This is a genomic window from Natrinema sp. LJW11, assembly GCF_056135975.1.
The window spans coordinates 279,129-298,889 of the sequence record NZ_JBWBDM010000006.1 but is presented as its reverse complement, the minus strand read 5'-3'; the positions used below and the strand labels follow the sequence as shown (position 1 = coordinate 298,889).

General features: G+C 68.9%; 19 protein-coding genes. 4 read left to right on the top strand and 15 right to left on the bottom strand.

What is annotated here, in order from left to right:
• Window positions 1–139 precede the first annotated feature (139 nt).
• The 5 genes from AC0QDI_RS17520 to AC0QDI_RS17500 all read right to left on the bottom strand — a co-directional run bounded on the left by AC0QDI_RS17520 (window position 140) and on the right by AC0QDI_RS17500 (window position 5,437).
• The gene (locus AC0QDI_RS17520; protein ID WP_474670458.1) at window positions 140–2,443 is read right to left on the bottom strand and encodes a transglutaminase TgpA family protein; all 2,304 of its coding nucleotides are present in this window, start codon (window positions 2,441–2,443) and stop codon (window positions 140–142) included.
• Window positions 2,440–3,552 carry a DUF58 domain-containing protein gene (locus tag AC0QDI_RS17515; RefSeq protein WP_474670456.1) on the bottom strand — a complete coding sequence of 371 codons (1,113 nt, stop codon included), beginning with the start codon at window positions 3,550–3,552 and terminating at the stop codon, window positions 2,440–2,442. Before AC0QDI_RS17515 ends, AC0QDI_RS17520 begins: the two co-directional genes overlap by 4 nt.
• The gene (locus AC0QDI_RS17510) at window positions 3,549–4,529 is read right to left on the bottom strand and encodes an AAA family ATPase (protein ID WP_474670454.1); all 981 of its coding nucleotides are present in this window, start codon (window positions 4,527–4,529) and stop codon (window positions 3,549–3,551) included. Before AC0QDI_RS17510 ends, AC0QDI_RS17515 begins: the two co-directional genes overlap by 4 nt.
• A gap of 341 nt (window positions 4,530–4,870) precedes the next feature.
• Complete coding sequence (locus tag AC0QDI_RS17505; RefSeq protein ID WP_098725289.1) at window positions 4,871–5,065, bottom strand: cold-shock protein; 195 nt, start codon at window positions 5,063–5,065, stop codon at window positions 4,871–4,873.
• 96 nt (window positions 5,066–5,161) lie between these two features.
• Entirely contained in the window at window positions 5,162–5,437 is a 276-nt protein-coding gene (locus tag AC0QDI_RS17500) for a DUF7573 domain-containing protein (protein WP_474670452.1), read from the bottom strand.
• 119 nt (window positions 5,438–5,556) lie between these two features.
• On the opposite strand from AC0QDI_RS17500, the gene AC0QDI_RS17495 reads away from it, so the two are divergent.
• Window positions 5,557–5,760 (top strand): DUF8024 family protein, encoded by a 204-nt coding sequence (locus tag AC0QDI_RS17495; protein WP_474670450.1) that lies wholly within the window; start codon window positions 5,557–5,559, stop codon window positions 5,758–5,760.
• A 17-nt stretch (window positions 5,761–5,777) separates the two neighbouring features.
• Here AC0QDI_RS17495 and AC0QDI_RS17490 read toward each other — a convergent pair whose 3' ends face one another.
• The 5 genes from AC0QDI_RS17490 to AC0QDI_RS17470 all read right to left on the bottom strand — a co-directional run bounded on the left by AC0QDI_RS17490 (window position 5,778) and on the right by AC0QDI_RS17470 (window position 12,054).
• The gene (locus AC0QDI_RS17490; protein WP_474670448.1) at window positions 5,778–6,806 is read right to left on the bottom strand and encodes a 5,10-methylenetetrahydromethanopterin reductase; all 1,029 of its coding nucleotides are present in this window, start codon (window positions 6,804–6,806) and stop codon (window positions 5,778–5,780) included.
• Entirely contained in the window at window positions 6,803–7,573 is a 771-nt protein-coding gene (locus tag AC0QDI_RS17485; protein WP_474670446.1) for a coenzyme F420-0:L-glutamate ligase, read from the bottom strand. The genes AC0QDI_RS17490 and AC0QDI_RS17485 overlap by 4 nt, the downstream gene beginning before the upstream one ends.
• Before the next feature lie 70 nt (window positions 7,574–7,643).
• Window positions 7,644–9,296: a hydantoinase B/oxoprolinase family protein gene (locus tag AC0QDI_RS17480; RefSeq protein ID WP_474670444.1), complete on the bottom strand. Its 1,653-nt coding sequence runs from the start codon at window positions 9,294–9,296 to the stop codon at window positions 7,644–7,646.
• Window positions 9,293–11,350: a hydantoinase/oxoprolinase family protein gene (locus tag AC0QDI_RS17475; protein WP_474670442.1), complete on the bottom strand. Its 2,058-nt coding sequence runs from the start codon at window positions 11,348–11,350 to the stop codon at window positions 9,293–9,295. Before AC0QDI_RS17475 ends, AC0QDI_RS17480 begins: the two co-directional genes overlap by 4 nt.
• 152 nt (window positions 11,351–11,502) lie before the next feature.
• Window positions 11,503–12,054, bottom strand: coding sequence for a metallophosphoesterase family protein (locus AC0QDI_RS17470; protein ID WP_474670588.1), 552 nt, complete (start codon window positions 12,052–12,054; stop codon window positions 11,503–11,505).
• 154 nt (window positions 12,055–12,208) lie between these two features.
• Here AC0QDI_RS17470 and AC0QDI_RS17465 point away from each other — a divergent pair, with 154 nt between their 5' ends.
• Window positions 12,209–13,534, top strand: coding sequence for an eIF2B alpha/beta/delta subunit family protein (locus AC0QDI_RS17465; protein WP_474670440.1), 1,326 nt, complete (start codon window positions 12,209–12,211; stop codon window positions 13,532–13,534).
• Between the two features lie 276 nt (window positions 13,535–13,810).
• Here the strand turns inward: AC0QDI_RS17465 and AC0QDI_RS17460 are convergent, their stop codons facing one another.
• Window positions 13,811–14,314 carry a hypothetical protein gene (locus AC0QDI_RS17460; protein ID WP_474670438.1) on the bottom strand — a complete coding sequence of 168 codons (504 nt, stop codon included), beginning with the start codon at window positions 14,312–14,314 and terminating at the stop codon, window positions 13,811–13,813.
• Window positions 14,315–14,445: 131 nt separating this feature from the next.
• Here AC0QDI_RS17460 and ddh point away from each other — a divergent pair, with 131 nt between their 5' ends.
• The gene (gene ddh, locus AC0QDI_RS17455) at window positions 14,446–15,384 is read left to right on the top strand and encodes a D-2-hydroxyacid dehydrogenase (protein ID WP_474670436.1); all 939 of its coding nucleotides are present in this window, start codon (window positions 14,446–14,448) and stop codon (window positions 15,382–15,384) included.
• A gap of 287 nt (window positions 15,385–15,671) precedes the next feature.
• Here the strand turns inward: ddh and engB are convergent, their stop codons facing one another.
• Complete coding sequence (gene engB / locus AC0QDI_RS17450) at window positions 15,672–16,289, bottom strand: GTP-binding protein EngB (protein WP_474670434.1); 618 nt, start codon at window positions 16,287–16,289, stop codon at window positions 15,672–15,674.
• A gap of 97 nt (window positions 16,290–16,386) precedes the next feature.
• Complete coding sequence (locus AC0QDI_RS17445) at window positions 16,387–16,860, bottom strand: DUF7994 family protein (RefSeq protein ID WP_474670432.1); 474 nt, start codon at window positions 16,858–16,860, stop codon at window positions 16,387–16,389.
• 125 nt (window positions 16,861–16,985) lie between these two features.
• On the opposite strand from AC0QDI_RS17445, the gene AC0QDI_RS17440 reads away from it, so the two are divergent.
• The gene (locus AC0QDI_RS17440) at window positions 16,986–18,278 is read left to right on the top strand and encodes a TIGR00341 family protein (protein WP_474670430.1); all 1,293 of its coding nucleotides are present in this window, start codon (window positions 16,986–16,988) and stop codon (window positions 18,276–18,278) included.
• A 98-nt stretch (window positions 18,279–18,376) separates the two neighbouring features.
• Here the strand turns inward: AC0QDI_RS17440 and AC0QDI_RS17435 are convergent, their stop codons facing one another.
• Both AC0QDI_RS17435 and AC0QDI_RS17430 read right to left on the bottom strand, forming a co-directional pair.
• On the bottom strand, window positions 18,377–18,694 hold the full coding sequence (locus tag AC0QDI_RS17435) for a hypothetical protein (RefSeq protein ID WP_474670428.1): 318 nt from the start codon (window positions 18,692–18,694) through the stop codon (window positions 18,377–18,379).
• A gap of 70 nt (window positions 18,695–18,764) precedes the next feature.
• Window positions 18,765–19,754, bottom strand: coding sequence for an NOG1 family protein (locus AC0QDI_RS17430; protein ID WP_474670426.1), 990 nt, complete (start codon window positions 19,752–19,754; stop codon window positions 18,765–18,767).
• Window positions 19,755–19,761 lie beyond the last annotated feature (7 nt).

The window sequence follows — 19,761 nt, the reverse complement described above, 5'->3', positions numbered from 1 at the left end:
CGGGCATATTAAACACTATCGGGACCCGCATGCTTTCGCGCGGTTCTTTTTGAGTGAGCGGGGAGTTACTGGTAACTGGCCGGCGGTGAACGACTCGAGTTCACGTTCGATCGCCGCGAACTCCGGACTGCTTCGGGTTTTATCGGAGCCGACCGACCACTGGAAGGGTCTCTCGAGCGATATCGTCGACGATCCCGATCGCTTCGTCGGCGTCCGCCCGGCTGATACCGCCGCCGTAGGTCGCTCGCTCGTAGTGGTCGACGACGAGTTCGGTCCGCGAATCGATCGGCTCCGCGTCGGCTGCGTCGTCCGCCGCCGCCGACAGCGCCGTCAGGTACGCTCGAGCCGATTCCGACCGACGCCGCGGCCGGTACCGGCGCGCGAGCAGCCGCTCGAGCCGGGCGAATGCGCGCTCGGCGTCCAGATCGGGATCGCGCCGGCGGCCGTGCCAGTAGATCCCCAGTTCGCGACGGGCGCGCGTCGTCGCGTCCGTCCGGCGCACGCCTGTAGCGAACCCGAGGAGGAGGACGATTCCGAGCACCGCCGTTTCGCGCGTGACCGTGACGAGCGGCTCGTCGTCGTTCGACTCGGTGCCCTCGGTGCGGTCGGACGGGCTCTCGTTCGTTCCGTTGGCCGGCTCGTTCGGCGACCCGTTCGGCTCGTTCGGTTCGTTTGGATCGTTCGGTTCGCCTGGATCGTTCGGGTCGTCGGGGTCGGGCCCGGACGGATCGTTCGGGTCGTCCTCGGGATCGTCGGACGGTTCGTCGCGAATCGGAACGTCGGCGCTCTCCTCGGTGTCGGCGTCCTCGTTGCCGTTTTCGCGGGCCTCCTCGAGCCGGTCGGTGTGAACGTCGTCGCGGCCGTCCCCCGGCGTCGGGTCGAACCGGACCCAGCCGTGGTCGGGGAAGTAGACCTCGACCCAGGCGTGGGCGTCAAGCCCGCGGACTACGTACTTGTCGTCGTCGACCTGCTGGCCGCTCGTGTAGCCGGTGACGTAGCGGGCCGGGACGCCCTCCTCGCGGAGCATCTGCGTCATGGTCGTCGCGAAGTAGACGCAGTAGCCCTCGTCCATCTCGAGCAGGAACTCCTCGGCGGCGTTTCCGGGGGGCTTGGAGACCTTCAGCGAGTACTCCTTCGAGGACTCGAGGTGGCGCTCGATCGCGACCGCGGTCTCGTAGGGATTGTCGGCGTCGGCCGTGATCTCGGCGGTGCGCTCCCGGAACTCGCTCGAGGTGCTTTCGGGCGTCTGAAGGTAGTGTTCGGTGACGGCGTCGGGATAGCTCGTCCCGGCAGCCCGGAGCGCGGACGGACCGGCGTCGACGATCGCGCTCTCGACCTTGTAGCTGTCACCCGCCTCGAGCGGCGTTTCGGGCCGCGGCTGGCCGTGGGTGGAGACGCTCGTCCGCCGCGTCACGTCGCCGCCGAGCGAGATCGGGTGTGGGGCGACGGGCATGATCCCCAGTTTCGTCTCGGCGGTGATGGTCTGTTCGACCCGATCGTAGTCGCCAGGCGGCGATCCGATCCGTCCGTCGTACCGGTCGCTCTGCCCGGTCCGAATCCACTCGTCGCCGGTGAAGCGATCGTAGACGCCCGTGCGCCAGTACGACCGCCGGTCGGACTCGACCGTGAACCGCACCTCCGGCGAGAGGTCGACCTGCCCGGAGATCCCCGACCGCTGGGGCGCGGTATCGAGCGTCGCCTCGAGCGTGCCGGCTTCGCCCTGGACGAGGTGGGTCGGCCCGGACGGCTGGCCGGGGACGATCGTGACCGTCATCGAGAGGACGACGATCAGCGCGAACAGGGCCGCGAGCAGGTCCGCCTGCCGGATCGAGCCGCCCCGCTTCTCGAGTTCGCCGGCGGCGACGGCGCCGATGGCGGCGAGGGTGCCGGCCAGGGTGGCGGGCACGCCCGCGTCGCCGGTCAGCACGAGAAAGCCCAGCGCGGCCCCGCCGGGGACGACGCTGAGCGCGTATCGCCCTCGAAGGGCGAGATACCACGAGAGGAAGACGGGAGCGGGCGCGAATCCCAGCGTCCAGACGCCCGCCTGCAGCATCCGGAGGAGGGGGAGACCGGTCGCGAGCGCGACGGTGTCGGAGACGAGCGCGTCGGTGGCCGTAAAGACGACCCCGGGATCGACGCCGGCCGACGTGAGGTAGTAGCCGAAGCCGATCCCGGTCGCCGCCAGTGCGAGGACCGCCGCGGTTCGCGGCCGGATCAGTCGCGCGAGCACCGTCGCCGCGACGAGCATCGTTGCGACGAGCGCGAACAGCGACTGACTGCCGCCGACGACTCGCGTTATCCCGTAGAGGACGCTCACGTACGACGCCGTCAGGGCCAGCACGCAGGCCAGGGCGACGGGTCGGACGATGTCGGAGTCGACGGTTCGGTCCGTATCGAGCGATACCGTCCGATCGCCGACGCGTCCGGACGAGTCCGTACTCATGGACGCGCCTCCGATCGTCCGCGGTCGTCGCGTTCGCGTCGACTGTCGTAATCGCCCCGGCCGCGTTGTGCGTCGCGATTGCCATCGCCCCTTCCCTCTCCTCGGCTTCGATCTCCACCGCGGAGCCGCTCGAAGGGAATCTCCCGGTCGTCGACGACGATCGTCGTCCCGTTCGCGTCGGCCTGGACCAGCACGTCGGCGTCCCGTCGCGTCCCGTCGTCGAGTTCGCCGGGTCCGGCGACGGCCAGTAGTCCCAGCAGTTCGCGGTGGTGTTCTCGTCCGTCTCCCGGCCGCTGGGTCTCGTCGGGAAGGCTGAGCCCGACCGGCGCGCCTCGCTCGAGGAGCGCCGTCGCGACGCTGGCGGCGGCGGCCGCCATCTCGTCGTCGCGGTCGGTGACGCATTCGGCCGCGACCGTGACGGCTCCGACCGCCTCGTCGTCAGCGTACTCCGTGACGACCAGTTCGTCGTCGGGGCGCTTGGCGGCGGTCTTCCAGTGGACGTCACGGAGCGGATCCCCGCGTTGATACTCCCGGAGGTGGTCGAACTCCTCGCGATCGCGCCGATCGGCGACGCCGGCGAGCGCCCGGAGGTCGGCGGCGGGGCCGCTGCCCAGCTCGTGGATGCGCGGGTAGACGAGAACGGTCGTCGTCGCCTCGTACTCGAACCGGCGCTCGACGAGGCCGACGACGTCGCTGACGACGATCGACAGCGGACCGACCCGGTGGCGGCCCCGCGCCTCGAGTCGCACGTCGTAGGCGACCGTCTCGTCGCCGTCGAGGGTCGTCTCGGCGACGGGTTCCGCGGTCGACGAGAGGCCGTTACCGACGGTGTCGCGGACGGTCGCGGCGATCGGCCCGTCGGTCACGATCGCGACCTCGACCCGCCGCTGCTCGCCGATGAATCCCTCGGCGACGGGCTGTCGATCGACGCGCGGTCGGTCGGTTCGGGCGGTCGTGACGAGGCCGGCGAGCAAAACGACGACCAGGGGGACGACGATCGCGTTCAGCGCGCGAGGACCGAACTCCCAGCTCAGCGCGACGGCCACGACGACGGCGGCGACCGCGGTCCAGCCGCGGAGCGTCAATCGAGGTCGATGCGGGCGGCTCATTCGACCGGGACGCGCTCGAGTGCGTCCTCGACGACCGCGTCGCCGGTGCGGTCGCGACCGTCCGTCTTGATCCGGTGGCTCATGACGACGGGGGCCTCGGCCTGCACGTCGTCGGGAGTCACGTACTCCCGGCCGTTCGTGACGGCCCGGGCCTGCGCCGCCCGCAGCAACGAGATCGTCCCGCGGGGACTGACGCCGATGTGCGCGTGCTCGCGGGTGTACGCCGCGAGCCGCGTCACGTACGCTCGAACCGGCTCCGCGACCCGCACCGTCGAGACGGTTTCGCGGGCGGCGACGAGCGTCTCGCGGTCGGTCACCGGCTCGAGCGACTCGATGGGGTGGTCGCCGACGGTCCGGCCGAGCAGCTCCGCCTCCTCCTCGGGCTCCGGATAGCCGAGGTGGAGCTTCTTCATGAACCGGTCGAGTTCGGCGAAGGGCAGATCGTAGGTGCGATTCGGTTCGACGGCGTTTTGCGTCGCGATCACGGTAAACGGCGTCGGCAGCTCGCGCGTCCGGCCGTCGGTGGTGACCTGCCCCTCCTCCATGGCCTCGAGCAGGGCGGCCTGCGTCTTGGGTGGCGCGCGATTGATCTCGTCGCCGAGAACGATGTTGCCGAAGACGGGGCCGGACTGGAACTCGAACTCGCGGGTCTGCTGGTTGAAGACGTTCACGCCGGTGACGTCGGTGGGGAGGAGATCCGGCGTGAACTGGATGCGACTGAACGTGCAGTCGACGGACGTAGCGATCGAGCGCGCCAGCATGGTCTTGCCGACGCCGGGAACGTCGTCGAGCAGGACGTGTCCGCGCCCGAGGACGGCGGTGATGACGTGCTCGATGACATCGTCGTGGCCGACGATTACGCGCGAGACGTTCGTTTCGATGTCGGTACACAGTCGTTCGACCGCCGAAATTGAGAGGGCGTCGCCGTCGGCCGCCGACTCGGGGCTTGCGTCTACCGTCGGGTTTGCATCTGTCATAGTGTCGAAGGTGTCCGCGGGGACCCGGACGACCCGGTCATTACGACGACATCCGTGGCTCCGGAACATATGCTTTGTGTCATATTAAACACCTGTTACGCGAGAAGACGCCGCCGTCGTCGGGCCGTCGTGGCGCTGCGCTCGTCCCGAGCGCGTCATCGAGTGAGACGGTCTGCCGTACCGATGTACCGGCGCGACCGCAGGACGATCGCGGTCGCGCCGGAACTGACTGACGGTAGTCCGAGTCACGAACGATCTCACACGAGAACAGTTCCACTCACACCCGAGAGCAGCCGCTACCCGAGTAACAATCAGAAAACGATACCACTCGACGGAACAGCTTAGACTCGCTCGAGGTTCGTCGCGCGTGGGCCTTTTTCGGCCTCCTCGATATCGAACTCGACCTCCTGCCCCTCTTCGAGGTCCGGGCCGCCGACGTCTTCCATGTGGAAGAACACGTCGTCGTCCGCGTCGTCAGTTTCGATGAATCCGTAGCCGCCTGTGTCGTTGAAGAAGTCGACCGTACCTTTCGCCATTGCATCTCAATAGAACCGCGACGAAGATATAAATCTTCGGGAGCACATTCGCAGGCATCCCTCGGAAAGTCCGCTGTTACCGCGGCCAGTCATCCGTTACCACTCCTTGCAGTCGGGACAGACCAGATCGCCGTCCGAACGCCAGACGCGGTCGGTCGCGCCGTCGCACTGACCGCAGTCGAACTCGCCCCAGGCGTACGTGGAGAGTCCCGCCTCGCCACTGGGGTCGTTCGTGTCCGCTGACTGAACGTCGGAGTCGGCTCCCGCTGTCGAGTCGCCGTTTCCGTCGCCGTCTCCGTCGGTACTCGAGTCGTCGTCCGGCCCGTCGGTAGCGGCGGACGCGAAGTCCGAGAGCGTCGCGTCGTCGGTCACGGACGGAGGTACGAACGCCGGCGGCTTAATCGCTCGCCTCCGCCCTCGAGGACGACTCACGGCGAGCGGAACTGAGCGGGACCGGTACGGCCAAGTAGTACGGGTCACAACGCCCGAATATGGACACCGTCACACCGCTGAACGTCGCGAACCGCGTCGTGGACGACCTCTTCGAGATGACCGAACTCTTCGGTGACGTCGCGATGGGTGCAGGACTCGCACCGCTACTCATCCTGATCGGCGCGCTCCTCGTCGTCTTCTCGATGGGCGTCTTCGGCGTCCTCACCCTCGGCGCGGTCGGGGACCTCTTCACGGCGAACTGACCGCGGCAGTCACCTTTTCACTCGCGCCGCATCTCAGCTGCCCGCTCGAGCGCCTCGCTCGCCCGTTCGACCGCGTCCTCGAGATTCGGACCCAGTGGCGAGCCGACGACGATCCCGTCGACGTGCTCGAGCGCCGCGGCGAACCGGTCCGCGACCGTCTCCGTCGTTCCCGCGATACAGAACGCGTCGATCATCGCCGGGGTAACGCGCTCGAAGGCCTCGGGAAGCGCCCCTCGCTCGAGCGCCTCGCTCACCGCGGTCGCGACCTCGCGGTCGATATCGTGGCGCTCGAGGACCGGCTCGGCGGCCCCGCCGACGATGAAGGCGACGGGTGGTCGGGCGGCCTCGCGCGCCGCGTCTTCGTCGCCGGCGACGCTGACGCTCGCGAACGCGAGCGACTCGAAATCGCCGTGCTCGGCGGGCCGCTCGGCCAATCCCTGCTCGAGCTGGCCCGCCGCCCACTCGAGGTCTCGCGGGTGGGCGGCGTTGACCAGCACGCCGTCGGCGTGTTTCGCGCTCATCCGGAGCATGTGCGGGCCCTGCGCGCCGACGTAGACCGGAACGTCCTCGGACGGCGGCTCGAGGTTGAGCGACGCGTCCCGCGCCGTGAACGTCCCCTCGTGGGTGACCGTCCGGCCGTCCCAGAGCTCTCGAGCGAGGTCGAACGTCTCGAGGACGCGCCGGAGCGGGCTGTCGCGCTCGAGGCCGAGGTTCGACAGGGAGGAACGGTCGCCCGCGCCGACGCCGAAGACGCCTCTGCCGTCGCTAATCTCGTCGATCGTCGCCGTCTGCGCGGCCAGTTTCACGGGGTGCGTTTCGTACGGATTGACGACGCCCGGCCCGAGCCGGATCTCGTCGGTAGCGTCGGCCATCCGGGAGAGCACCACGAACGGATCCCGATTGAAGTAGTGGCTGCTCGCGAACGCGACGTCGAACCCCTCGTCCTCCGCGAGCGCAGCCAGGCCGGCCACTCGTTCGGGCGGGTGTTCGGGCGTGAGTTCGATGCCCCACGTCGGATCGTCACTCGAGTCGGTGTTCTCACTCATTCGCCGAACCTCCACTCCCGAAGCGACTGCCGAACGAAGTCGCTCTCGACGGATCGAAAGAGTTCGTCGCTCCCCTCGTGGTCGCCGAACTCCCAGTCCCGGACGACGACGGCGGGCGTGCCGCCGGCTCCCTCGCCGGTGACGAGGTTCGCGGCGGCGGCGAGTTCGTCGACGACCGACTGGACGGTGACGCCGAGCTCGTGGCCGTCCCGGTCGAGCTCGCCCCGCCAGTCCCTGCTCGCGGGCATCCCGGCCCAGCCGAGCGCGACGCCGCGCTGGCCGTGTCGGAACGGGCGACCGCAGGTGTCCGTGACGATCACCGCGACGTCCTCGATACCCCGCCGCTCGAGCCCCGATCGAATCCGCTCGGCGCTCTCGGTCGGTCGCTTCGGCAAGAGTAACAGGTCGTGATCCGGCACGTTCGAGCGATCGATCCCCGCGTTGACGCAGACGTGGCCGAACCGGGTTTCGGTCAACAGGAAGGGCGCGTCGATCAGCAGTTCCGTGCTCTCCTCGAGGACCGCCTGCGCGAATCGCGGGTCCTTCTCCTCGTCGGCCACCTCCGTGATCCGGTCGGCGATCTCTTCCGCCCGTCCGCTGACCGGGTACTCCTCGAGATTCGCCGTCCGGCCCTCGGCCTTCGAGACGATCGTGCTCGCGACCGTGAGCACGTCGCCGGGCTCGAGAGCGGCCCGATCCGCGACGAGGGCGGCGATGTCGTCGCCGGGGCGGATCTCGGGCAGGTCCGCCACGCCGTTGAGTTCCATACGGGAGAGTTGGCGAGCGCCGTCAAAAGGGCACCGTCACCGGATAATAGGCGTGGACGACCGAGAGCGCCTACTCCTCTCGCTCGTCCGGCTCGCCGTGTCCGCCGCCGCCGGGCGTCCTGACGGTCACCGTCGTCCCGGCCGCCACGTCGACGGTCGTCTTCGCGGGCACCGCCTCGCCGTCGATCAGGTTCTCGCCGGTCGCGCCGCTTTCCCCGCCGGCGACGCCCGTCGGCGCGTGCCGGCGGCGCTCGGTCAGCAGCGACACCGTCGCGTCGGTCTCGACGGTCACCGCGCGCTCGAGCCCCTCCCCACCTCGATATCGCCCGCGACCGCCGCTGCCCTCCCGGAGCGCGTAGCGTTCGACTCGGAGCGGGTACTCGGTCTCGAGCGCCTCGACGGGCGTGTTGAGCGTGTTGGTCATGCCGACCTGGACGCCGTCCATCCCGTCGCGGTCCGGACGCGCGCCGAAGCCGCCGCCGATCGTCTCGTAGTAGGTGACGGAGCCGTCCCGCGCGCCGATAGTGAGGTTGTTCATGGTGCCCTGCCCTTGCGCCGGCACGCGGTCCGGTGCGGCCCGCGCGAGCGCGGTGAAGACGGCGTCGGTGACTCGCTGGCTGGTCTCGACGTTGCCGCCGACGACCGCCGCGGGCGGCTCCGGATCGAGCAACGAGCCTTCGGGCGCGCTGATCTCGACCGGTTCGTAGCAGCCGTGATTGGGCGGAATATCGGGGTCGGTCAGACAGCGCACGACGAAGTAGACGGCGCTCTTCGCGACCGCGAGCGGCGCGTTCAAGTTCCCCGCGAGCTGGTCGTCGGTTCCCGAGAAGTCCACCTCGATGCGATCGCCGTCGACCGTCACCGCGACGCCGATCTGGACATCCTCGTCGGTCACGCCGTCGCCCTCGAGCACGTCCGTCGCCTCGTAGCTGCCGTCGGGGAGCGCCGCGATCTCGCGTTCGACGCGCTCGCGGGAGTAGTCGATCACCGCGTCGAACCCCTCGAGAACGGTCTCGCGGCCGTGCTCGTCGAACAGCGAGCCGAGCCGGGTTTCGGCGCGTTCGTTGGCCGCCCGCTGCGCCCGGAGGTCGGCCCGGCGCTCGCGGGGGTTGCGCACGTTCGCGAGGACGAGCGAGCGGACCTCCTCCCTGACCTGCCCGCCCGCGACGAGCCGGGTCGGCGGGAGCCGGAGCCCCTCCTGATAGATCTCCCTCGAGCCGGCCGGCATGCTGCCGGGGGTCATCCCGCCCACGTCGGCGTGGTGGGCGCGAGAGACGGCGTAGCCGACGATCTCGCCGCCGTTTCGGTCATCGGTCTCGCCGTCGAGAGCCCGCTCATCGTCCGCGCCGCTCTCGTCGCGGCCGGGCGCGAGCGGCGAGACCATCGTCACGTCCGGCAGGTGCGTTCCGCCGGTGAAGGGGTCGTTGAGCACGAACACGTCGCCCGGTTTCGGGTCGCGCTCCCGGACGGCCGCGACGGCCGCCGGCATCGCGCCGAGGTGGACCGGGATGTGTTCGGCCTGCGCGATCAGCCGCCCGTCGGCGTCGAACAGCGCCGTCGAGCAGTCCCGTCGCTCCTTGATGTTCGGCGAGTACGCCCCCCGGATCAGGGTCTGCCCCATCTCTTCGGCGACGCTCTCCAGTTGATTGCGCACCACCTCGAGGGTGACCGGATCGATGCTCCCGTCGCCGCCGTCGTCCGTTTCGTCGGTATTCGCGGTCATCGTCGTCCCTCCGTCGCGTCGCTCGCTCGAGTCAGCACCAGCGTGCCGTCCGCGAGCACGTCGCCGGTCCACGCTGGCGGGACGACGGTCGTGCTCTCGGCCTGTTCCAGAACCGCCGGCCCGGACACCGTCGCGCCGGGCGCGAGCCGATCCCGATCGAAGACGGTCGCCGAGCGCGCGCCGCCGGCGAAGTGCACTCGCCGAGTGCCGACGATGTCGTCGCCCGCGCCGTCGTGGCTGATCGTCGGCTCCGAGCCGGGGACCGCCGCCGTCGCGCGGAGGGTGACGACATCGACCGATTCGTCCATCGCGTAGCCGTAGGCCCGCTCGTGGGCGTCGTGGAAGCGTTCGGCGACCTCGTCCGCGTCGAACTCGCCGTCGACGGCTACCGTCAGCTCGAAGCTCTGGCCCGCGTACCGGCAGTCGGCGGCGCGCTCGACCCGCGCCGCGTCCGGATCGGACGCGTCCGCGAGGACGTCCGCCACGAGGTCGTCGTACACCGCCTCGAGATCCGCCGGATCGGCCGCCCGGAGGTCTGCTCCGACGGTACGGGCCGCATCGTAGCTCTCGTCGGCCGCGAGGAGGCCGAAGGCCGATAGGACCCCGCTCGGTCGCGGGACGACGACCCGGTCGACGGACAGCGAGTCCGCCAGCGCCGCGGCGTGCATCGGCCCCGCGCCGCCGAAGGCCACGAGCGCGAACTCCCGGGGGTCGTGCCCGCGCTCGACGGTGACGGCCCGGATCGTCCGCGTCATGGTCGCGTTCGCCACGCGGTAGACCCCGCGGGCGGCCTCGAGCGCATCCTCGAGGCCGGCCTCGTCCGCCAGTCCCTCGAGCGCGTCGCGGGCGGCGTCGACGTCGAGCGTCAGTTCCCCGCCCAGCGCGGTGTCGGGGCCGATGTAGCCGAGCGCGAGGGCGGCGTCGGTGACGGTCGGCTCGGTCCCCCCGCGACCGTAGCAGGCGGGGCCGGGATCGGCGCCCGCGGACTCCGGGCCGACCCGGAGCGCGCCGCCGGGGTCGACCCGGGCGACGGAGCCGCCGCCCGCGCCGACGGTGTTCACGTCGACCATCGGCGTCCGGATCGGCAATCCGTCGATCTCGGCGTCGGTCGTCCGCTCCGCTCGCCCGTCCCTGACGAGACTCACGTCGCTCGAGGTGCCGCCCATGTCGAAGGTGACGAGCCCCTCGACGTCGGCGTCGTCGACGGTCGCCCCGGCGCCGACGACGCCGGCGGCCGGCCCCGAGAGCGTCGTCGTCACGGCGCGCTCGCGGACCGTTTTGGAGTCTGCGATGCCGCCGTTGGCCTGCATGATCCACGGTTCGGGGGCCCCCGCGGCGTCGGCTTCCTCGACCAGCCGGCCGACGTAGCCGTCGATCGCCGGTCGGAGGTAGGCGTCGGCGGCCGTCGTGGACGTCCGCTCGAACTCGCGGAACTCCGCGAGCACCTCGTGGGACGCGGAGACCGGAACCGCGAGTTCCTCGCGCAGCGTTTCGGCGACGACCCGCTCGTTGTCGGGATCCGCGTAGGCGTGCAGCAGGGAGACCGCGACCGCCTCGACGTCGCGCTCGCGCAGGGTCGCCGCGATGTCGCGGACCGCGTCGGCGTCGACCGCCCGCTCGACGCCCTCGGTCGTCGTCCGTTCGTCGACTTCGAACCGCAGCTCGCGCGGGACCAGCGGGTCGGGTTTCTCGGCCTCGAGATCGTAGAGATCGGGTCGGTCCTGTCGACCGATCTCGAGGACGTCGCGAAAGCCCTCGGTCGTCACGAGCGCCGTTTTCGCGCCGTCGCGCTCGAGGAGGGCGTTGACCGAGACGGTCATCGCGTGGGCGAAGCCGTCGATATCGCTCGGCGCGATCCCGGCGCGGTCGCAGGCCTTGTCGATCCCCTCGATGACGCCGACGTGCTGGTCGTCGGTCGTCGGCACCTTCGCGGTGACGAGCCGGTCGTCGACGGAGAGCGCCACGTCGGTGAAGGTTCCGCCGACGTCGACGCCGATCCGCGTCTCGCGGTCGCCGATCGCGCCCCCGTCCGCTCTCGGTTCACCTCCCGTCATCGACCCTTCTCCCCTCGTGGCCCCCGGCCGATTCGCCGTCGAGTACTCTCGTCATGTGCCGTGTCATGGTCAGACAGGGGTAGCCGAGGTAGGTATAGTTCACGCACTCGCCTCGCGAGTATATTCTCCCCGTCGCGGCCGCCCGCCGACGGTCAGTCGGTCCGTAACTCGACGGTGAGATCGCCGTCGTCGACGGTCGCGACGTACATCGTCTCGCGAGTCGTGGGTGCAGCGCCGGTGGCGCTCCCCGGATTGAGTATCCGAACGCGACCGGCTGCGCGGCCCTCGTCGGCCGGTCGGGACTCGTCGAACGTGACTGTCTCGTCGACCACCTCGTGGGTGTGACCGGCGACGGCGACGAGCGTCGTTTCGGCATCCGCACCCGCTTCCTCGCGGGCCGTCTCGACGACTCGGTCCCGCCAGTCGCCCGACGATCCGTCGCCGTGGGTGACGACGAACGGCACGCCGTCGATCTCGAGGGTGGCCGTCGTCGGCACGTCGAGCGTCGCCGGGTCCACGTTGCCCAGGACGGCCGTCAACTCACCGCCCGTGAGGTCGACGAACCGCTCGTAGGCCCCGAACGACTCGAAATCGCCCGCGTGGATGGTGTGGTCGGCGGCCTCGATCTCGGTGACGACCCACCCGGGAAGCTCCGGCTCTCGAGTGGGCACGTGGGTGTCGGACACGATCGCGATACGGGTCATGGCCGTGCGTTCGTCCGCCAGTTCCGAAAAGCGTTCGTCAGCGGACGATCCCTCGTCGTCCGTCTCACTCGCTCGAGGACGGGCTCTGGCGAGCGCCTCGCGGCCCAGCGGCGCGGTCGAAAGCGACACCTTCCCGGTCGCCGTGGGCCATCGTATGTGCCCGGACACCGACACCCAGAGCGACGACCCGACTCACGTCGTCACCGCGTTCCTTCGGAACCGCGGCGAGGTCCTCTTGCTGCGTCGCAGCGACGCGGTCGGGACCTACGCGGGACGATGGGGCGGCGTCTCCGGCTTCGCGGAAGGCCGGCCGGACGAGCAGATTCTCGCGGAGATCCGCGAGGAGACCGGCCTCGAGACTGACGCCGTCTCGCTCGTCCGCTCCGGGCGACCGGTCGAGTTCGAGGACCCCGACCTCGCACGCGAGTGGGTCGTCCACCCCTACCTCTTCGACTGCGAAACCCGCGAGATCGAACTGAGCGAGGAACACGACGCCCTCGAGTGGGTGCCCCCCACCGAACTGCTCGCGGGCGTCGGCGGGGACCGCCGGACGGTCCCCGAACTGTGGACCGCCTACGAGCGGGTCGCGCCGACGGTCCGGTCGCTCGCGGCCGACGACGAACACGGGGCCGCATACCTCTCGCTGCGCGCGCTCGAGGTGCTGCGCGATCGAGCGGGCCTCCTCGTAGCCGAACGGGATGCGTTCGGTGCGGATCCGGATGGCGAGCGGGACGAAATCGCCGAACTCGCGGGCCGGTTGCTCGAGGCCCGGCCGTCGATGGCCGTCCTCCGGAACCGAGTGAATCGGACGATGGCCGGCGCGGACGGCGGTGCCGGGGCGGGGACGGGTGCAGCCGCGGTGCTCGAGTCCGCGCTTTCGACCGTCGACCGCGCGCTGAGGGCCGACGAAGCGACCGCGAAAACCGCAAGCGAGCGGATCCGGGGCAGCGTCGCGACTCTCTCGCGGTCGGGAACCGTCCTCGAGGCGCTCCGGCGGGCCGAGCCGTCGCGCGTCTTCGTCGCCGAATCGCGGCCGGCTCGCGAGGGGATCGACGTCGCGGAAACGCTGGCCGAAACGACGGCGAGCGCCGTGACGGTCCACACCGACGCGGCGGCGGCGCACGTGCTGGCCGACGCGGACGTCGACCGCGTCGTGGTCGGCGCGGACACCGTCTTGCCCGACGGTGCCGTCGTAAACAAGACCGGGACGCGAACGCTGGCGGTCGCCGCCGATCGCGAGGGGATTCCGGTGTCCGTCGTCGCGGCGACGGACAAGGTCTCGACCCGCGAGGCCGTGAACCTCGAGTCCGGCGACCGGGCCGCGGTGTACGACGGCGACGCCGCGATCGACGCGCTGAACCCGACGTTCGACGTGACGCCCGCCGACTGCGTCTCCGAGATCGTGACCGAACGCGGCGCGCTCGATCCCGGCGCCGCGGGGGACGTGGCAGCGGAACTGCGCGGACTCGAGGAGTGGTAGTGTGCGGACTCGAGGAGTGGTAGCGGTATTCGGCCGCGACTGCTCGTCGGGGCTCGTGACGGGCGGACTTCGGACGCGAACGGCCGTCCGTGAGGCTTTTGCGTTCGACGGGGGTAGTATCGATCGGTGGCGATGACGAGAGTTACCCCCGCTTAGCCCCTTGTGATGATAGCTTTCACTGAGCCACCGTCTCAGCGCCTCGGAGACGCATCTCCTTCGATCCCGCGGAATCCGATGTGACGCGACGGATGAGTCTCCGCGGTGGCCGTACCGCGACTACCGATCGAAGTCGCTCCAGCGTTCTCCGACGGCGAAACCGATCTCGTCTTCGCGGTCGTCCGAGCCGAGAACGACGGCGAGCAGTGCGCTATCGGTGTCCTCGATCGTCACCGTTTCGTTCGCACGCGTTTTCCCGGCGACGTCGAATCCGTCAGCCAGGTCGACGGAAACCTCGTAGTCGCCGACGACTCCCCAGACCCGCTCGTACGCCGCCGACGCGTTCGAGTCCCCGTCGCCTTCCTCGTCCCGCGATGCGAGATCGAACGCGTCCGACAGGGCGATCTCGCCGTCCGGACCGGCGATTTCGATCGTCCCGTCGATCGGCTCGTCCGTCTCGTTGAAGACGGTCACGTCCTCGAGTCTCTCGTTCGCCGCGGCCGAGCATCCGGCCAACCCGGTAACGGCCAGCGTCCCGACCCCGATCAGCGTGCGCCGTCGAGTGACGCGACTCGTTCCGATCCCGCGTTCGCCGTTCGCGACGGCGTCCCCTCGTCGTTGCATACCCGAACGGTACGACCAGTGGTATATCAATACGAAAGGGCGCTCTCCGAGTCAGAAAATCCGTCCGCGAGATCGGCTTCCGTGCCGAAACCGACCAAAGGTTCAATCTTCGGTCGTTCGTAGCGGCGTGCATGAGCACCCAACTCGAGTCGCCGGTCGACAGTCTGGGCATCCACGAGTCGGTCCGCGACGTCTTTCCGCCGGGGGAGCTCGCGACGCACCTCGCCGACCTCCCGATCGAGGTCGAGGTCGTCGACGACGGGATCGCGGCCTACGACGCGGTCGTCACCCTCGAGTATCGGGAGGCGTTCCTCGATCTGGAGTGGATCCACTCGATTCAGGCCGGCGTCGACCGATTTCCGTTCGACCAACTCGAGGAGCGCGGCGTCGTCCTCACGAACAGCACGGGCATTCACGACCGGACCGTCGGCGAGACGGTCGCGGGCTACCTGCTCATGTTCGCTCGACGGCTCCACGACCACGTCGCGAACCAGCACGAACGGCGGTGGGAGCGGCCGGAGTGGGACGAGGCCTTTACCCTCCCGGGCTCGACGGCCTGCGTCGTCGGCACCGGCACGCTCGGTCGCGGCGTCGCGGAAACGCTGGGCGCGCTGGGCGTCCGCGTGACGGGGGTCCGCCGCTCCGGCGATCCGGTTCCCGGCTTCGACGAGATCTACGCGACCGACCGGTTGTTCGAAGCGATCGAAGCGGCGGAGTTCGTGATCGTTACGGTGCCGCTGACCGACGAGACCTACCACCGCTTCGACGACGAGGCGTTCGATGCGATGCGCGACGACGCGTATTTCGTGAACGTCGCTCGAGGGCCGGTGGTCGACGAACCGGCGCTGATCGACGCCCTCGAGGCGGATACCCTCGCGGGGGCGGCCCTGGACGTCTTCGAGGAGGAGCCGTTACCCGAGGAGTCGCCGCTGTGGGGGATGGACGAGGTGATCGTCTCACCCCACTGCGCCGCGTACACGCGGGACTATTTCCGGGACGTGGGCGATATCGTTCGCGAGAACGTCCACCGAATCGAAGACGGCGAGGAGTTCCACAACCGCGTGGTCTGACGGTGTCTCTGACGTAACATGGCCGAGAGCGCGGCTCGAGCGACTGCGAGAGTCGCGCGATCCGGGGAAGGGCAGGCGTTTCCCCTGTTTCGACCGCGAGCGAAGCCGTGCGCGGCGCTACGCGCCGCGAACAGTCGAACGGCCGAAGGCCGTGAGACGGGGTAAGCGAGCGGGCCGACGACCGACTCGGAACGAACGAAGTGAGTGGAGAGGAGGGAGGAGTGCTTTTGATCGACCTTTTGCCGAGGGACGCTGCCGCACGCGCGACGTCCCTCGGCAAAAGGTCGTTAGAAGAACTTGAACAGATCGTCCCTATTCTGCTCGTGCAGATGGCTCCGAACGGCCTCGTTCAGCGGCTCGAGTTGTCCCTTCTTCGCGCTGATGGGGGCGACGGTGTCTTGCCACTGCTTCCAGGGCGGGTAGAGGCCGAGGCGGTCGCAGAGGGCGTCGAGTCGCTCGTCCTCGTCGTCGACCTTGTCCATCTTGTTGACGGCGACGATCGTCGGAACGTCGAGATCGCGCAGGAAGTGGAACATCTCGACGTCGTAGGGGATTTCGTCGGGGCCGGAGTGGCGGTCGATGATGTCGATGACGCTCTTGCCGTCGACGACGAGAATCGCGACGAGGACGTTGTCGGCGTACTCCTCGAGGTAGTGGACGATGTCGGTCTTGATCTGCTCGCGGTGCTCTTCGTCGACGCCGCTCATGAATCCGAAGCCTGGGAGGTCGGTGATGACGAAGTCCTCCGGGGCCCAGTCGTAGTGGTTGGGCGAGCGGGTGACGCCGGGTTTGCCGCCGGTGTCGAAGCTGTGGCCGGTCAGCTCGCGCATGAGCGTGGATTTGCCCACGTTCGAGCGGCCGACGAGGGCGATTTCGGCCCCTCGATTGGGGCGAGTATCGAACATACGCCGGTGTAGGCACCTCGTCCCTTTATATACACTGAACGGGGGCCGAACGCTCGCCTCGTCCCGAAATCACACTCGCCCACGCGCGGACGGGCCGCTACACCACCCTCCCCGCGAGCAATCCGAGGCCGAACGCCCCGGCGACGAGCAACGCGACGGCGAGCACTCGTCCGCTCGAGGGCGTCGACTCGAGGTCGACGTGGCGGCTGTCGAAGGCGATCTGGGCGCCCAGCCATGACAGCGAGACGCCGCCGGCGATCATCGCCGCGGCGATAAACCAGGCGCTCTCGGCACCGGTGACGACGGCGGATCGGACCGTCGAGAGAACGACGGTAACCGACAGGACGACGTTTGCCGCTCCGACGAATGCGTTCCACGGCACGGCCAGTTGACCGATCGAGACCGAATCGGTGAGGCTGCCGGTGATCCACAGGAGCGACGCGAGGACGAGACCGGCGACGACCGTCGCGGTGACGGGATCGGTGAGAACGTCGCGCCCGACGACTGCGAGGAGGCCACCGGCGAAGACCAGTATCACCGCACCGGCTACCGAGGCGAGACGCCGTATCATACGCACACTCCCAGAAATCACTATAAGAAAACGGCGAAACGATTCGATCCCCTCGAGGCGGAACGTCCGCCCCGGCGGAACGGGATGCCCCGGAGTTATGATCCCCCGCAGTCTCAGACGGACACGTGCGGCTCGTACAGTTGACGGTACCGACGGGGAAGCGAGAGACGATCCTCGAGACGCTCGACGAGCGGGAGATCGACTACGTCGTGACCGACGAGACCGGCAGTCGGGAGTACACGGCGGTCGTCTACTTTCCGTTACCGGACGCGGCCGTCGAACCGGTGCTCGACGAGATTCAGGCGGCCGGCGTCGACGAGGACGCCTACACGGTCGTCGTCGACGCGGAGACGGTGATCTCCCGGCGGTTCCAGGCACTACGCGAGGAGTACGAGGAAGGCGACGTCGGATCGGACCGCATCTCGCGCCAGGAGCTGCAGGCGGAGGCCGACGATCTGACGCCGAGCTTTCCCGTCTACGTGGTGATGACGGTCATCAGCGCCGTGGTCGCGACCGCGGGACTGCTGTTGGACTCGCCCGCGGTCGTCGTCGGCTCGATGGTGATCGCGCCGCTGATCGGGCCGGCGCTTGGGGCCAGCGTCGGCACGGTGATCGACGACGAGGAGCTGTTCATCGAGAGCATCACCTACCAGATCCTCGGCGTCGTGGTCGCGATCGGGGCGGCGGCGATCTTCGCGGTTCTGGTACGGTCGATGAACATCGTCCCGCCCGACCTCGTCCTCTCGAGCGTCGGCGAGATCTCCGAACGGCTCGCGCCCGACTTGCTGTCGCTCGCGATCGCCCTCGGCGCGGGCGTCGCGGGAGTCGTCAGCATCGCGACGGGAACCTCCGTCGCGCTCGTCGGCGTGATGATCGCGGCGGCGTTGATTCCGCCCGCCGGCGTCGCGGGGATCACGCTCGCGTGGGGACAACCGACGGCCGCGATCGGTGCGACGGTCCTCGTCCTCGTCAACCTGCTGTCGGTGAACCTGGCGGGCCTGTTGACGCTGTGGTACGCCGGCTACCGACCGGAGAACCTGTTCCAGATGGGGGAGACGGAACAGCGCCTCCGCCAGCGGATCGTCGGACTCGTCGTTATCGTCCTCGTCTTCGCGGTGTTCCTCGGCGGGATCACCTACGCCTCCTACGAGGCGGGGAACTTCGAACAGGACGCCCGCGATGAGGTGGAGACGGTCCTCACGGACGGGCAATACGAAAGCTACGAACTGCTCGAGTTCGAGGTCGTGATGGACGACAACTATCCGTTCAGGAATCCGGAGCGAGTAGTCGTGACGATCGGCGGCCCGCCGGGCGAGTCGGCGCCCGAACTGGCCGATATACTCCACGAACGGATCAACGACCACGCCGATCAGCCGGTCTCGGTCGAGATCAGGTACGTCGAAATCCTCAGGCGGTAGCCGTTGCGGATTCGCGACTCGCTTGCAGTCAGTAACCCGTTCGGATGCCGTCCCCAACCCGTGACTCGATACTGACGAGACCGACGGTTCGCCACCCGCTATCGCCGAAACCGATCGAGAATCCTCGAGCGTCGAGATTCGGAGCCGGAATCGGACTCGGAATCGGCGTCAGACCCGGTAGCGGTGCTGTCGCAGCCGGTGCGACCGATCCGTCGCCGAAGCCACGTCCTCGGACCGCCGATCCGGTTGACGAGATACGTCGGGAAGTAGAGCGTCGCCGCGCCGAGCGCCAGAAACCCGATCCCGCCGACGAGCTGCCCGCTCCGAAGGTATCCGACGCCGACGACGAACATCGGTCCTGCCATCGAGAGTCCCGCGGCGGTCTGGAGCAGCCAGAGGATACCCGGTCCCCTCATCGCGGGGTCTCGGGTTCGATCGCGATCATGGGTAATTCTCCGAGCCCGCTGTACGAGGGTGTGACAACCGCTATCCGTCGAACGGCAACTCGGGCTCGTAGCCGATCGCCTCGACGGTGGCGTCGACGACCGTTTCGACGTTCGCGCCGGTCTCGACGCTCATGGTGAAATCGGCCGCGATCTCCTCGGTCAGATCGCCGTCCTCGAACCGGTCTTCCTTGTTCGCGATCGTGAACACGGGGATGTCCTCGAACTGGGCCGAGATCGAGTCCCGAAGCTCGAGTTGCGGGCCGATCGGATACCCACACTCGCCGGTCGGATCGACCATGACGAGCATGCAGTCGGCGAGGTGCTCGATGGCGCTGACCGCCTGCGACTCGATCTCGTTGCGATCCTGCGGCGGGCGGTCGAGCAGTCCGGGAGTGTCGACGATCTGGTAGCGGATGTGGTCGCGCTCGAAGTGCCCGACGCCGATCCCCTTCGTCGTGAAGGGGTAGGACGCGGTCTCGCCGCGGGCGTTCGTGATGTCGTTGACGAACGAGGACTTGCCGACGTTCGGGTAGCCGGCGACGACGATCGTCGGTTCGTCCGGATTGATCTCCGGCAGGTCGCGCAGGTCGTTGCGCGATTTGTTGATGTATAGCAGGTGGTCGTCGACCTGCTCGACGATGTCGGCGAGCCGGGCGAAGGCCTGCTTGCGGTGCTTTCGCGCCGTGTCCACGTCGGTCTTCCGCAGTCGGGGCTGGTACTCCTCGTGGATCTCGCGGGCCTTCCGGCTGGCCCACATCACTTCCGACAGCGCCTGTCGGAGTTTGTCCACGTCGACGATCGCGTCGGCCAGCTCGTAGTAGAACGGATGGACGTCGTCCTCGTACTCGAAGTCCGGCCACGCCGTGACGACGTTCTCGAGGTTGTCCGAGATGATGTTGGCCGCCGTCTGGAGCATCGACTGCTGGGCCTCGAGGCCGCCCTTGGCCTTGCCGGCCCGCGCCGCCCGCGAAAACGCCTTGTCGATCAGCTCTTCCGACGTGGGCGTTGTCGGAAGGTCTTCGAAAATCATAGTCACG